Source organism: Sphaerisporangium fuscum (assembly GCF_018531465.1).
GTDB lineage: Bacteria > Actinomycetota > Actinomycetes > Streptosporangiales > Streptosporangiaceae > Sphaerisporangium > Sphaerisporangium fuscum.
Genome location: NZ_JAHDTF010000015.1, coordinates 185,711 through 199,104 on the forward strand (window position 1 = coordinate 185,711; position 13,394 = coordinate 199,104).

11 protein-coding genes are annotated in these 13,394 nt (G+C 73.5%); 9 read left to right on the forward strand and 2 right to left on the reverse strand.

The features are described 5' to 3' along the window. The first annotated feature begins 1 nt into the window (after position 1). Positions 2-1,759, forward strand: a complete 1,758-nt coding sequence (locus KIK05_RS19950) for a precorrin-2 C(20)-methyltransferase (protein WP_250563073.1) — start codon at positions 2-4, stop codon at positions 1,757-1,759. Here KIK05_RS19950 and KIK05_RS19955 read toward each other — a convergent pair. Next, on the reverse strand, positions 1,747-2,502 hold the full coding sequence (locus KIK05_RS19955; RefSeq protein ID WP_214412258.1) for a cobalt-precorrin-6A reductase: 756 nt from the start codon (positions 2,500-2,502) through the stop codon (positions 1,747-1,749). The two genes, KIK05_RS19950 and KIK05_RS19955, sit on opposite strands and share 13 nt — an antisense overlap. 47 nt (positions 2,503-2,549) lie before the next feature. Between KIK05_RS19955 and KIK05_RS19960 the strand changes: the two genes are divergently transcribed. Continuing rightward, positions 2,550-3,626: a cobalt-precorrin-5B (C(1))-methyltransferase gene (locus KIK05_RS19960; RefSeq protein ID WP_214412259.1), complete on the forward strand. Its 1,077-nt coding sequence runs from the start codon at positions 2,550-2,552 to the stop codon at positions 3,624-3,626. A 32-nt stretch (positions 3,627-3,658) separates the two neighbouring features. Here KIK05_RS19960 and KIK05_RS19965 read toward each other — a convergent pair whose 3' ends face one another. Beyond that, the gene (locus KIK05_RS19965; RefSeq protein WP_214412260.1) at positions 3,659-5,014 is read right to left on the reverse strand and encodes a glutamine synthetase family protein; all 1,356 of its coding nucleotides are present in this window, start codon (positions 5,012-5,014) and stop codon (positions 3,659-3,661) included. A 330-nt stretch (positions 5,015-5,344) separates the two neighbouring features. On the opposite strand from KIK05_RS19965, the gene KIK05_RS19970 reads away from it, so the two are divergent. From KIK05_RS19970 to KIK05_RS20000, 7 genes are all read left to right on the forward strand, one after another. Further along, positions 5,345-6,145, forward strand: a complete 801-nt coding sequence (locus tag KIK05_RS19970; RefSeq protein ID WP_214412261.1) for an acetoacetate decarboxylase family protein — start codon at positions 5,345-5,347, stop codon at positions 6,143-6,145. Beyond that, positions 6,142-7,614, forward strand: coding sequence for an aldehyde dehydrogenase (locus tag KIK05_RS19975; protein ID WP_214412262.1), 1,473 nt, complete (start codon positions 6,142-6,144; stop codon positions 7,612-7,614). Before KIK05_RS19970 ends, KIK05_RS19975 begins: the two co-directional genes overlap by 4 nt. Then, positions 7,607-8,524, forward strand: a complete 918-nt coding sequence (locus KIK05_RS19980) for a 3,4-dihydroxyphenylacetate 2,3-dioxygenase (RefSeq protein WP_214412263.1) — start codon at positions 7,607-7,609, stop codon at positions 8,522-8,524. The genes KIK05_RS19975 and KIK05_RS19980 overlap by 8 nt, the downstream gene beginning before the upstream one ends. After that, complete coding sequence (locus tag KIK05_RS19985) at positions 8,517-9,368, forward strand: fumarylacetoacetate hydrolase family protein (protein ID WP_214412264.1); 852 nt, start codon at positions 8,517-8,519, stop codon at positions 9,366-9,368. Before KIK05_RS19980 ends, KIK05_RS19985 begins: the two co-directional genes overlap by 8 nt. 10 nt (positions 9,369-9,378) lie before the next feature. Continuing rightward, the gene (locus KIK05_RS19990) at positions 9,379-10,872 is read left to right on the forward strand and encodes an aldehyde dehydrogenase (RefSeq protein WP_214412265.1); all 1,494 of its coding nucleotides are present in this window, start codon (positions 9,379-9,381) and stop codon (positions 10,870-10,872) included. Further along, positions 10,869-11,594 (forward strand): gamma-glutamyl-gamma-aminobutyrate hydrolase family protein, encoded by a 726-nt coding sequence (locus KIK05_RS19995; protein ID WP_308250017.1) that lies wholly within the window; start codon positions 10,869-10,871, stop codon positions 11,592-11,594. The genes KIK05_RS19990 and KIK05_RS19995 overlap by 4 nt, the downstream gene beginning before the upstream one ends. 107 nt (positions 11,595-11,701) lie before the next feature. Next, entirely contained in the window at positions 11,702-13,390 is a 1,689-nt protein-coding gene (locus KIK05_RS20000) for an amidohydrolase (protein ID WP_214412267.1), read from the forward strand. The last annotated feature ends 4 nt before the right edge of the window (positions 13,391-13,394 follow it).

Below are 13,394 nucleotides of genomic sequence, written 5' to 3' on the forward strand. Positions count from 1 at the left end.
CATGAGCGAGTTCGCCGCCCGAGACGGGAACGCGGACCGGCCGGCCGGCCGCGGCGCGAGCGGGCGCGGCCTGGAGGGGGACGGTGGTGGTGTGACCGCGTCCGCTGGTGGTGGCGCCCGCGGGTTCGGGGTGGGCGGTGGTGGTGTCACTGCGGCCGTTGGTGGTGGGGTGGGCGGGTTCGCGGTCGGCGGTGGCGAGGGGGATGTGTCCGCCGATGCCGCGGTGGTGGACGGTTGTGCGGGGCGTTTGTGGGGGGTGGGGCTGGGGCCGGGGGATCCGGAGCTGGTCACCGTGAAGGCGGCCCGTCTCGTCCGGGAGGCGGACGTGGTGGCCTACCACAGTGCCCGGCACGGCAGGAGCATCGCCCGGTCGGTCGCCGAGCCGTATCTGCGTGGCGACCAGATCGAGGAAGCCCTGATCTACCCCGTCACCACCGAGACCACCGACCACCCGGGCGGGTACCGAGGGGCGATCGAGGAGTTCTACGCCACCTGCGCCGAACGGCTCGCGGCGCACCTGGACGCCGGGCGGGACGTGGTGGTGCTGTGCGAGGGCGACCCGCTCTTCTACGGCTCGTACATGCACATCCACAAGCGGCTCGCCCACCGCTACCGCACGGAGGTCGTCCCGGGGGTGACCTCGGTGAGCGCCGCCTCGGCGGTCGTGGCACGGCCGCTGGTCGAGCGGGACGAGACCTTGACGATCCTGCCCGGCACGCTCCCGGCCGAGACCCTGGCCGCCCGGCTGGCGGAGACCGACTCGGCCGCGATTCTCAAGCTCGGCCGCACCTTCACCTCCGTCCGGGAGGCGCTGGAGCGCGCGGGGCGTCTGGAGGAGGCCTGGTACGTCGAGCGCGCGACCACCGGGCGGCAGCGGGTGGCGCCGCTCGCGGACGTCGCCGCCGAGGACGTCCCCTACTTCTCTCTGGCGATCCTGCCCAGCCGCCTGACGCCCCCGCATGCCATGCCCGGGGCCGAGGTGACCGCGACGGGTGGGAACCCGGATCGCGGGCCGGGGGGCGAGGTCGTCGTCGTGGGGCTGGGGCCGGCGGGACGGCCGTGGCTGACGCCCGAGGCGCAGGACGCGCTGGCGACGGCGGACGATCTCGTCGGGTACGGTCCCTATCTCGCCCGGGTGCCGCCGAACCCCCGTCAGCGGCGGCACGCCACCGACAACCGGGTGGAGGCCGAGCGGGCGGCGCACGCGCTCGAACTCGCCCGCGCCGGCTCCCGGGTCGCCGTGGTCTCTTCGGGTGATCCCGGGGTGTTCGCGATGGCGAGCGCGGTGCTGGAGGTGGCGTGCGAGCCGAGGTTCGCGGACGTACCGGTGCGCGTGCTGCCCGGCCTCACCGCCGCCCAGGCCGTCGCGGCCAGGGCGGGAGCGCCGCTGGGGCACGATTATTGCGTGCTCTCGCTCTCCGACCGGCTCAAGCCCTGGGACGTGATCGCCGAGCGTCTCGCGGCGGCGGCGCGCGCCGACCTCGTGCTCGCGATCTACAACCCGGCCTCGCGGAGCCGTACGTGGCAGGTCGCCGCCGCGCGGGACCTGCTGCTCGGGCTCCGCGCCCCGGACACACCGGTCGTCATCGGACGGGACGTCGGCGGGCCGGCCGAGAGCGTGCGGGTGACGACGCTCGCCAAGCTCGATCCCGCCGAGGTCGACATGCGCTGCCTGCTGGTGGTGGGGTCGTCCATGACCCGCGTCCATGAGCGGAGCGGCGGTGCCACGGTCTTCACGCCGCGCCGCTATCCGGCATGACGCGGGAGATCCGTCCCCAGCCAGGCCAGCGCCTCCTCCACGGTCTCCACCATGGGCGCGTCCGGGAGGGGAGGGCGCCGTACGACGACGACCGGGAGGCCGAGCCGCCGGGCCGCGGCGAGCTTGGCCACGGTCATCGTCCCGCCGCTGTCCTTGGTGACGAGCGTGTCGACGCGGTGCTCGCGCATCAGCGCCAGTTCGCCGTCCGGCGTGTACGGACCCCGGTCGAGCAGGAGGTGGTGCCGGCGCGGCAGGGGCGGCTGCGGCGGGTCGACCGTCCGGATGAGGAACCACAGGTCGTCCAGGTGGGCGAAGGCGGGCAGCCCCTGACGCCCGGAGGTGAGGAACACGCGGCGGCCGAGGCCGGGGAGCAGGGCTGCGGCCTCCTCCAGGGAGGAGGTCCAGTGCCAGCGGTCCCCGTCGCCCTGCCGCCATCCGGGGCGCCGGAGCACCAGCAGGGGGACGCCCGCGGCGGTGGTCGCGGTGACCGCCGAGGCGGTGATCCGTTCCGCGAACGGGTGGGTGGCGTCGACCACCGCGCGGATGCCCTCCTCGCGCAGCCACAGCGCGAGCCGGTCGGGGCCGCCGAAGCCGCCGACGCGCACCTCGCCCTCGGGGAGCCGCGGGGCGCTCACCCGGCCCGCCAGCGACGAGACCACGCGTACCTCGGGGCGGCGGGTGAGCTCGGCCGCCAGCTTGCGCGCCTCGCCGGTCCCGCCGAGCACCAGTACGGCCGCTTTCATGCCGTTCTCCCTCCCCTGCACCTTTCGCCGCTTCACATCCTTGTGGCATGAGCACCGGTCTGCGACACGGCTGGACCACCGGCGCCTGTGCCACGGCGGCCACCACGGCGGCGTACACGGCGCTGCTCACCGGCTCCTTCCCCGACCCCGTGGAGATCGTCCTGCCGCGCGGGCAGCGTCCGGCGTTCGCGCTCGCCATGGAGGAGCTGGCCCCGGGGGATCGGGCGCGGGCGGGGATCGTCAAGGACGCCGGGGACGATCCGGACGTCACGCACGGCGCGTTGATCTACGCCACCGTCCGGCACGGCGCGCCCGGAACGGGCGTCGTCTTCCGCGCGGGTCCCGGCGTGGGCACGGTGACCAAGCCGGGGCTGCCACTGGAGGTGGGCGAGCCGGCGATCAACCCGGTACCGCGCCGGATGATGGGTGAGCACGTCGAACACGTCGCCGCGAAGTACGGCGGCAGCGGCGACGTCGTCGTGGAGATCTCCGTCGAGAACGGCGAGGAGCTCGCCCGCCGCACCTGGAATCCCCGCCTCGGCATCCTCGGCGGCCTGTCCATCCTCGGCACCACCGGCATCGTGGTGCCCTATTCGTGCTCGGCGTGGATCGACAGCATCCGGCGCGGCGTGGACGTGGCCCGCGCCGCCGGGCGGCGGCACGTCGCCGCCTGCACGGGCAGCACCTCCGAGTCCGTCGCCGCCGCGCTGTACGGGTTGCCGGAGGACGCGCTGCTCGACATGGGGGACTTCGCCGGGGCCGTGCTGAAGTACCTTCGGCGGCATCCCGTCCCCCGGCTCACCGTGGCCGGCGGGATAGGCAAGCTGTCGAAGCTGGCCGACGGGCACCTCGACCTGCATTCGGGACGGTCGCAGGTCAGCATGGCGGCGCTCGCCGAGCTGGTGCGGGCCTCGGGCGGCGGCCCTGAGCTGGCCGGCTCCGTCCTGACCGCGAACACCGCCCTGCAGGCCCTGCGGCTCTGCGAGCAGGCGGCCCTGCCCCTCGGGGACCTGGTCGCCGAGCGGGCGAGACGCGTCGCGCTCGACGTGCTGCGCGGCGCCCCGGTCGAGGTGGACGTCGTCGTCATCGACCGCGCCGGGACGATCGTCGGCCGCGCCTGGTGATCCCGCCCGCCTGGGCGGGAATCGTGATCACGTCACAGGTGGTAGGCGTACTCGGTGAACTCCCAGTCGGTGACATGCCGCTGGAAGCGTTCGACCTCGTTGCGCTTGTAGGCGAGGTAGGAGGTGACGAAACCCTTGCCGAGCAGGGCGGTCAGCTCGGCGTCGGCCTCGAAGGCGTCGAGCGCGTGGGTGAGCGTCATCGGCAGCACGGCGGCGCGCGAGGTGTCGTAGCCGTAGCCCTCCAGCGGCGCGGGCGGCTCCTGCCCGGCGCGCACGCCGAGCAGCGCGGCGGCGATCGTGCCGGCCAGCAGCAGGTACGGGTTGGCGCTGGCGTCGCCGAGGCGCAGCTCGAAGCGGGTGCCGGAGCCGCGCTCGGGCGGGACGCGCACCATGGCGCTGCGGTTGTCCAGGCCCCAGTCGACCAGCCAGGGGGCGAGCGTGTCGGGGCCGAAGCGCTTGTAGGAGTTGATGGTCGGATTGGCCAGCGCGGCCAGCGCGGGGGCGTGGGCGAGCACGCCGGCGATGGCGTGCCGGGCGGTGGCCGACAGGCCGTACGGCGCGGCCGGGTCGTCGAAGGCGTTGCGGCCGTCGCCGTCGGCGCAGGACAGGTGGAGGTGGAAGCCGGAGCCGCCCTCGTCGTTGAACGGCTTGGCCATGAAGGTCGCCAGGCGGCCCTCGACCCTGGCCAGCTCCTTGATCGCGGACTTGAACAGGAAGGACCGGTCGGCGGCGTCCAGGGCGGCGGAGTGCACCAGGTTGATCTCGAACTGGCCGCTGCCGAACTCGTGGTTGCCCATGCTCACGCCCACGCCGAGATCACGCAGGTGCCGCAGTGTGCGCAGCAGGTGGGCGTCGGGGTCGCCCCGCCGTCCGGCGGTGTAGACGTTCCCGGGGGCCTCGCCGTAGCGCCGCCAGCCGGACGGCGCGGCGGGGTCGGGCTCGCACAGGTAGTACTCCAGTTCGGGGCCGGCCACGGGGGCGAGCCCGTGCTCGGCGGCCCGGTCGAGCACGGCCCGCAGCAGGTCGCGTGGCGACTCGGGGACCGGGGTCCCGGTCGCGGGATCGAGGACCTCGCCGAGGCACCACGCGACGCCGGGCTCCCAGGGCAGCGGCGTGAGCGTGCCGAGGTCGGGCCGCACCAGGATGTCGGGCAGCCCGGCGTCGAGGCCGCCCGCGACGGGCACCACGTCGCCCTGGGGGCTGGTGTGGTAGATGGCGCGGCAGAAGGAGAGCCCGTGCCCGCACGCCCCCGCGAGGTGCTCCACCAGGACGTCCCGGGCCCGGTCGGCGCCGATGAGGTCGGGGTACGTCACGCGGACCACGTCCACCCCCTGAGCGGCCAGGCGGGCCAGGTGCTCCTGGATGTGTGCGGTGTCGTGAGCGCTCATCGGCGTCCCCTCGGGAGGGCGGGTGGAGGCACGGCGGCGTGACCTCGGCTTTGTTTGAAGCCAAACGATAGATTTCGGCGGGCCGCCTCGCAAGGGGGCGGTCCCATCATTTTCGGCGCCTGCGGCTCTTGACCTGGTTCCGGCCACTCCTTATGTTGTTTGAACTCAAACGAGTTTGGAGGTGCGGCTCATGAAGGTCGTCGGGGACATGGACAGGTGCCAGGACCACGGGCAGTGCGTGTTCTCCTCGATCCGTCCCGCTCGGGCGGCCCATGGCCCGGCACGCCCCGCCCGAGCAGCCCGCTCTCACCGCATAAGGAATCGCACCCCATGACCACAGTCCGCGGCTTCCTGTACCCCCGGACCGCGACGGGACGCTCCTCCCTCATCCCGGCGCCGCCGTGGCACTACTCCGGCGACCTGCTCACCGTCGAGTACCGGACGGACCCGGCGCGGGTCTGTGAACTGCTGCCCGAGCCGCTGGAGCTCGCCCCCGAGGACCCCGGCGCGGTCGCGCTGATCTGGGCCGACTGGCAGTCCTGCTCGGCCTCCCGCGAGGAACTGCTCGATCCGGTACGCGCCCAGTACAAGGAGGCGTTCGCGGTCGTGCGCTGCTCCTACAAGGGGCGCACGTACTCCCGCTGCGTCTACATCTGGGTGGACAAGGACTTCGCCGTCGCCCGCGGCGTCCACCAGGGGTACCCGAAGAAGCTCGGCTCCATCCACCTGACCCGCCCCCATCCGTACGGGCCGGCGCCCCGCGTCGAGGCGGGCGCCCGCTTCGGCGCGACGCTGGCCGCCGCCGACCGCCGGCTGGCCCAGGCCGTGGTGACGCTGCGCGAGCCCGCCGAGGGCAACGGCTTCGTCAACGGCCACCCGATGGCGCACCACCGGTGGCTGCCCTCCATCGAGAAGGACGGCGGGCTCGCCCTCGACGAACTGGTCGAATCCGGCGCGGCCGCGTTCGAGGGCGGGACGCCCTGGCGCGGCGAGGCCGACCTGGAACTGTTCGAGGCGCCCACGGAGGAACTGGCCCGGCTGGAGATCCACGAGCCCATCGGGGCGTACTACCGCCAGGTCGGCGTCGTCTGGGACGGCGGCAGGCTGCTCGAAGCGAAGGAGCGCTCATGACCACCCACACCGCGACCGTCGCCGGGGTCGCCGTCGACACCCGGCACTGGATCGGCGGCGCCCGCGTCGCCTCCGCCGCGACCTTCACCGACGAGTCCCCGATCGACGGCCGCGCCCTGGCCGAGATCGCCCGCGGAGGGCGCGCGGAGGCGGACGCGGCCGTCGCCGCCGCGCAGGCGGCCTTCCCCGCCTGGGCGGCCACCCCGCCCGCCGAACGCGCCCGCCTCCTGCGTGCCGTCGCCGACGGCGTGGACAAGCGCCTGGAGGAGCTGGCCATCGTCGAGACCACCGACAACGGCGCGCTGCTGCGCTCCCACCGGCGTGGCGTGATGCCCCGCGTCGCGCACAACTTCCGCTTCTTCGCCGACCGGCTGGAGGAGCTGGGGCACGAGGACTTCGACACGCGCGGCCACACCAACCACGTCTCCTGGGACCCGGCGGGGCCGTGCGTCCTCATCACGCCGTGGAACGCGCCGCTGATGCTGGCCACCTGGAAGGTCGCCCCCGCGCTCGCCGCGGGGAACACCGTGGTGCTCAAACCCGCCGAGTGGTCGCCGCTCACCGCCTCGCTGCTGGCCGACATCGCGGCCGAGGCCGGGCTGCCCGCCGGGGTGCTCAACCTCGTCCAGGGGTACGGCACCGAGGCCGGGGCCGCGCTCGTGGCACACCCCGGCGTGCGCCGGATCAGCTTCACCGGCTCGGTGCCGACCGCCCGGCACATCGCCCGGGCCGCCGCCGCCAACCTCGTCCCCACCAGCTTCGAGCTGGGCGGCAAGTCCCCGCTGCTGGTCTTCGCCGACGCCGACCTCGACCTGGCCGTGGACCTCGCGGTGGAGCAGTACGACAACGCCGGCCAGGTGTGCCTCGCGGGCACCCGGCTCCTCGTGGAGTCCTCGATCGCCGAGGAGTTCACCCGCCGTTTCGTCGCCAGGGCGGAGGCGCTGCGCCAGGGCGACCCCCGTGACGAGGCCACCGACATCGGCCCCAACATCCACGCCCGCCAGCTGGAGAAGATCGACGGCTTCGTCCGCAGGGCGCTGGCGGCCGGGGCGCGCGCCGTCGTCGGCGGCGGCCCCAACACCGACCTCGGCGGCCTCTACTACCGGCCGACGCTGCTCACCGACGTCGCCCAGGACAGCGAGATCGTCCAGGAGGAGGTGTTCGGCCCGGTGCTGACCCTGCAGACCTTCGACACCGAGGACGAGGCGGTCCGGCTGGCCAACGACACCCGCTTCGGCCTGGCCGCCACCCTCGCCACCGGCGACCCGGAACGCGCCGCACGCGTCACCGCCCGGCTCGTCGCGGGGACCGTCTGGGTGAACTGCTTCTTCGTCCGCGACCTGCGGGCGCCCTTCGGCGGCTCGCGGGAGTCCGGCGTCGGGCGCGAGGGCGGCACCTGGAGCTTCGACTTCTACTGCGACGTGAAGAACACGGTCACCGCGCCGCGGGGATGGCGCGGTCATGGGTGAGATCGTCGGGGCGGGCCTGCTCGCGCACGTCCCCACCATCGTGCTCCCCGAGCGGACCCGGCGGGAGCTGAACGAGGGCAAGGAGATCACCCTGGTCACCGGCCTGCGCGAGCTGCGCGCGGACGTCTTCGAGACCCTCGACTACGACACGGTCGTCGTGCTCGACTCGCACTGGGCGACGACCGTGGAGTTCGTGGTCACCGCGCAGGCGCGGCGCGCCGGGCTGTTCACCTCGGAGGAGCTGCCGCGCGGGATGTGCCGCATGCCGTACGACTTCCCCGGCGACCCCGAGCTGGCCCGCAACGTCGCCTCCTTCGCCGGCGCGCACGGCACCTGGATCACCCCGATCGACGACGAGTACCTGCCCATCTACTACGCCACGATCAATCTGTGGAAGTACCTCGGCGAGGGGCTGCCCGACAAGCGGTGGGTGAGCATCGGCGTGTGCCAGACCGGTGACATGGAGGACCACCTGCGTCTGGGCCGCGCCCTGGCCGACGGCATCGCCGCCACTCCCGGCCGCAAGGTGCTGGTCATCGCCTCGGGCGCGCTGTCGCACACCTTCTGGCCCCTCCGGGAGCTGCGCGACCACGAGGCCAGCGACCCGCGCCACATCTTCACCCCCCAGGCCAGGGCGGCCGACCTGGAACGCATCGCCTGGTTCAGGCAGGGCCGCCACGACCGGGTCCTCGCGACCATGCCGGAGTTCTGGAAGTACAAGCCCGAGGCCCGCTTCTCCCACTACCTGATGATGGCCGGCGCCCTGGGCGAGGAGGCGTGCACCGCTCCCGCTCGCCAGTACGGCGAGTACGAGAACTCCGTCGGCACCGGCCAGGCCCATCTCTGGTTCGACCGTCCGCCCGGCGGCTGGACCGCCCCCCGCACCCCCCAGGAGAGCGTCCATGCCTGAGTACCGTCGGATCCTGCTCGACGGCGCCGTCGTCGAGACCGTCCGCGAGGGGGACGAGCTCGTCGCCGGCGACGGCCGGCGCGTCGCGGCCGGCGACGCGCACCACCTGCCGCCGACCGTCCCCACGAAGATCATCGCGGTGCACCTGAACCACCGCAGCCGGGTCCAGGAGTTCCAGATCGCGCTCCCGGCCACCCCGACGTACTTCCACAAGCCCACCTCCTCGCTCAACGCCCACCGAGGGGACGTCGTGCGCCCGGAGGGCTGCAAGTGGCTCAACTACGAGGGCGAGGTGGCCATCGTCATCGGCAGGACCTGCCGCAACGTCTCACCCGCCGACGCGGGGGCGTACATCGCGGGGTACACCGTCGCCAACGACTTCGGGCTGCACGACTTCCGCGACACCGACGCCGGATCCATGCTGCGCGTCAAGGGCTCCGACACTCTCTGCCCGCTCGGCCCCGGCCTGGTCACCGGCTGGGACTTCCACGGCAAGTACCTGCGCACGTACGTCAACGGCTCGCTGGTGCAGGACGGCTCCACCGACGAGATGACGTGGGACATGCACTACCTCGTCGCCGACATCGCCCGCACGATCACCCTCCACCCGGGGGACGTCCTGCTGTCCGGCACGCCCGCCAACTCCCGTCCCGTCCGGCCGGGCGACCTGGTCGAGGTCGAGGTCGAGGGCCTCGGACGGCTGGCCAACCGCGTCGTGACCGGCCCCACGGCCATCCGCGCGGACGTCGGGGCGCAGCCCACCGAGTCGGAGGAGGTCCTGTCCACGGCCCTGGGCGGCGACTGGGAGTTCCGGGGCATCCGCCCGCCCCGGCGGAACCCGTGATGGAGGCACGTTGATCCCCGACATCGGACACGACGGATGGGTCGCCCGCGCCGGACGGCTGGCCCTTCCCGTCCACCACCACATCGCCGGCGCCGACGAACCCGGCGGGGGCGCGACGTTCGAGGTCGTGTCCCCGCGGGACGGCCGGGTCCTGCGCGAGGTCGCCGACGCCGGGCAGGCCGAGGTGGATCTCGCCGTCGCCGCCGCCCGCCGCGCCTTCGACCACGGCCCCTGGCCGCGCCTGGCGCCCGCCGAACGCGGCCGCGCGCTGCTCCGGCTCGCCGACCTCATCGAGGAACGACGCGCGGAGCTGGCGCTGACCATCAGTCTGGAGATGGGCAAACCCATCAAGGACGCCTACGAGATCGAACTGCGCGCCGCCGTCTCCACCTTCCGCTGGTACGGCCAGCTCGCCGACAAGCTCGCCGACGAGTCGCCGCACACCGCGCCCGACGCCCTGGCGCTGGTCACCCGCGAGCCCGCCGGCGTGGTCGGCGCGGTCGTGCCGTGGAACTTCCCGCTCACCATCGCCTCCTGGAAGGTCGCTCCCGCCCTGGCGGCCGGCTGCACGGTCGTGCTCAAGCCCTCGGAGCGGTCGCCGCTGTCGGCGCTCGCGCTGGCCCGGCTGGCGACGGAGGCGGGGCTGCCGCCCGGCGCGCTCAACGTCGTCACCGGGGACGGCCCCGCGGCCGGACGGGCGCTCGGCCTGCACCCGGACGTGGACGTCCTGGCCTTCACCGGATCCACGGCCGTCGGCCGCCACTTCCTGAGGTACTCCGCCGGCTCCAACCTGAAACGGGTCTGGCTGGAGCTCGGCGGCAAGTCGCCGAACATCGTCCTCCCCGACGCCCCCGACCTGGACCGCGCCGCGGCCACCGCCGCCTGGGGCATCTTCTTCAACCAGGGCGAGATGTGCACCGCGCCCTCCCGCCTGCTCGTCCACTCCTCGATCGCCGAACGCGTGACCGAGGCGGTCGTCGCGCGGGCGCGCGAGCTGCGGGTCGGGGACCCGCTCGACCCCGCCACCGAGATGGGCGCGCTCGCCGGCGAGGCCCATCTCGGCCGGGTGCTCGACCACGTCCGTTCCGGAGTCGGCGAAGGGGCCCGGCTGCGTACCGGCGGATCGCGCGCGCTGGGCGGCACCGGCGGCAGCTACCTGGAGCCCACCGTGTTCGACCGGGTCGGGCCGCGGATGCGGCTGGCCCGTGAGGAGATCTTCGGGCCGGTGCTGTCGGTGCTCGCCTTCGACGACCTGGACCAGGCGGTCGCGCTCGCCAACGCCACCGAATACGGCCTGGCCGCCGGGCTGTGGACCTCGGACCTGTCCACCGCCCACAGGATCTCCCGTGCCCTGCGCGCCGGAACGGTCTGGGTGAACTGCTACGAGGAGGGCGATCTGAGCGTGCCGTTCGGCGGGATGAAGCAGTCCGGCAACGGCCGCGACAAGTCCGTCCACGCGCTGGAGAAGTACACCGAGCTCAAGACCACATGGATCCAGCTGTGAGCCGTCGCCCCCTGATCGCCGTCCCCGCCCGCTTCTCGGCCTCGGCCTCGGCACTGCGCTACGCCGCCGAGGTCAACGCCCGCGCCCTGGTCGAGGCCGTGTGGCGGGCGGGCGGGGAGCCGGTCTCGCTCCACCCGCACGCGCCGGGCGGGGTCGCCGACCCCGACGAGGTGGCCGCGCGGCTGGCCCGCTTCGACGCCGTCCTGCTCCCCGGCGGCGGTGACCTCGCGCCGCACCGGTACGGGGAGGCCGCCGCGCACGAGAGCGTCTACGACGTGGACGACGAGCAGGACGGCTTCGACCTGGAGGCCGCCCGCCAGGCGACGGCCGCCGGCCTCCCGCTGCTGGCCGTCTGCCGCGGCCTGCAGGTGCTCAACATCGCGTTCGGCGGCACCCTGGAACAGGACATGGGAGGCCCGGAGCGGGAGCACCGCCATGTCGTCCATCCGGTCGCCCTGCTGCCCGGATCCCTCCTGGAGCGGGTCACCGGGGCGGGGAAGGTGAGCGTGTCGTGCTACCACCACCAGCGGGTGGCCCGGCTCGGTGACGGCCTGACCGTCACCGCCCGGGCCGCCGACGGGACGATCGAGGCGCTCGAAGCGCCCGCGCTGACCTCCTGGCTCGCCGCGGTCCAGTGGCACCCCGAGGACGGCGCCCATGAGGACCCGGCCCAGCAGTCCATCTTCGACGCCTTCGTGACCGCGGCCCGCTCCCGCTCGTGAGGTCCTCGATGCCGCCTCCCAACCGACACAGAACACATAGGTATTGACGGTAGATCGTTTGGATCCGTACGTTTTCATGCCAAGTATCTCCTGGAATGAGGGCTGCAATGTCCCAACCTGCGGACCTGGTCCTTGTCGACGGTGAGGTCATCACCGTCGACGGCGCGTTCACGGTGGCCCAGGCCATGGCCGTGACCGGCGGTTCGATCACGGCGGTCGGCTCGAACGCCGACATCCGCGCGCTCATCGGGCCCCGCACCGAGGTGGTCGACCTTCACGGCCGGACCGCACTGCCCGGCATCAACGACTCCCACCTGCACGCCTGCGCCTTCGGGATCACCCGGCCGCCGCTCGCGCTCGACGCGGGCCACCCGGCCGTCACCTCGATCGCCGACGTCGCGGCGGCCGTCCGGGAGGCCGCCGGCCGCACCCCGCCGGGGGAGTGGATCCGCGGAAACGGCTGGGACCTCGGCTACCTCGCCGAATGCGTGGGCGGCCGCATGCCGAGCCGGCACGACCTCGACGCCGTCGCCCCCGGCCACCCGGTGTGCCTCCAGGACTTCTCCGCCCACATGACCTGGGCGAACACCATGGCACTCCGGCTCGCGGGGATCACCGGCGACACCCCGGTCCCCGAAGGGGGAGTGGTCCACCGGGACGCGGACGGGGAACCCTCCGGCCTGCTCGCCGAGGGCGCCCAGGCGCTGCTGAGCCGGCACCTCCCGCCGTACGGCCGTGGCCAGATCGAACGTGCCATAACGAGTGCGATCGGCATGCTGCACAAGGAGGGGATCACCAGCTACACCGAGCCCGGACTCGGCCCGGGAGGCAGTGAGCTGTTCGGCGGCGCGGCGGGCGCGGAGCCGCTGGACGTGTACGCGGACTTCGCCCGGCGGGGCGAGCTGAAGGCCAGGGTGAGCGTCCTGCTGCTGTTCACCGCCATGGCCGGATCGGCGGCGAGGATCGAGGAGGGGCTGCGGGAGTTCGCCGCCCCCACCGGGCTCGACCCGCGGCTGCTCAGCGTACTCGGCGTGAAGATCTTCGCCGACGGCATCCCGCCGAACAAGACCGCGTGGATGCACCAGGAGTACCTCGGCGGCGGCCTGGGATGCCTGTGCGTGGACGGCGGGGGAGACCTCGAACGCAGCGAGGAACTGGCCGAGATGGTGCGGCTGGCCCACGCCGCCGGACACCAGATCGGCGTGCACGTGACCGGCGACCGCGCCATCGACGCGGTGGTGGGCGCCTTCGTCGCCGCCCAGCGGAAGCATCCGCGCGACGACCCTCGGCACTACCTCATCCACGCCGACTTCGCCCGCCCGGAGACCCTGGCCGAGCTGGCCGCGCACGGATTCGGGGCCAACATGAACCCGGCCATCAAGTGGACCACCGCCGAACTCGTGGAACGCATGCTCGGCCCCGGGCGGGCCGCCTACCAGTGGCCCATGCGCACGGCCCTCCGTGCCGGCGTAAAGGTCACCAGCAGTTCCGACGCGCCCGTCACCTACCCGAACTGGCGCCAGGGCGTGGCCGCCATGCTGCTGCGCGAGTCCAAGATCAGCGGACGGGTGTACGGGCCCGAGGAACGGATCGGCCTGGAGGACGCGATCCGCGCCTACACCGTCAACGCCGCCTGGCAGGACTTCGCGGAGGGGTGGAAGGGCTCCCTGGAGCCGGGCAAGGTCGCCGACGTCACCGTACTGGACGGCACCCTCACGACCCTCGATCCGCACGAACTCCCCGACACTCCCGTCGCCCTGACCATCTTCAACGGCGAAGTCGTCCACAGCATCTGACCCC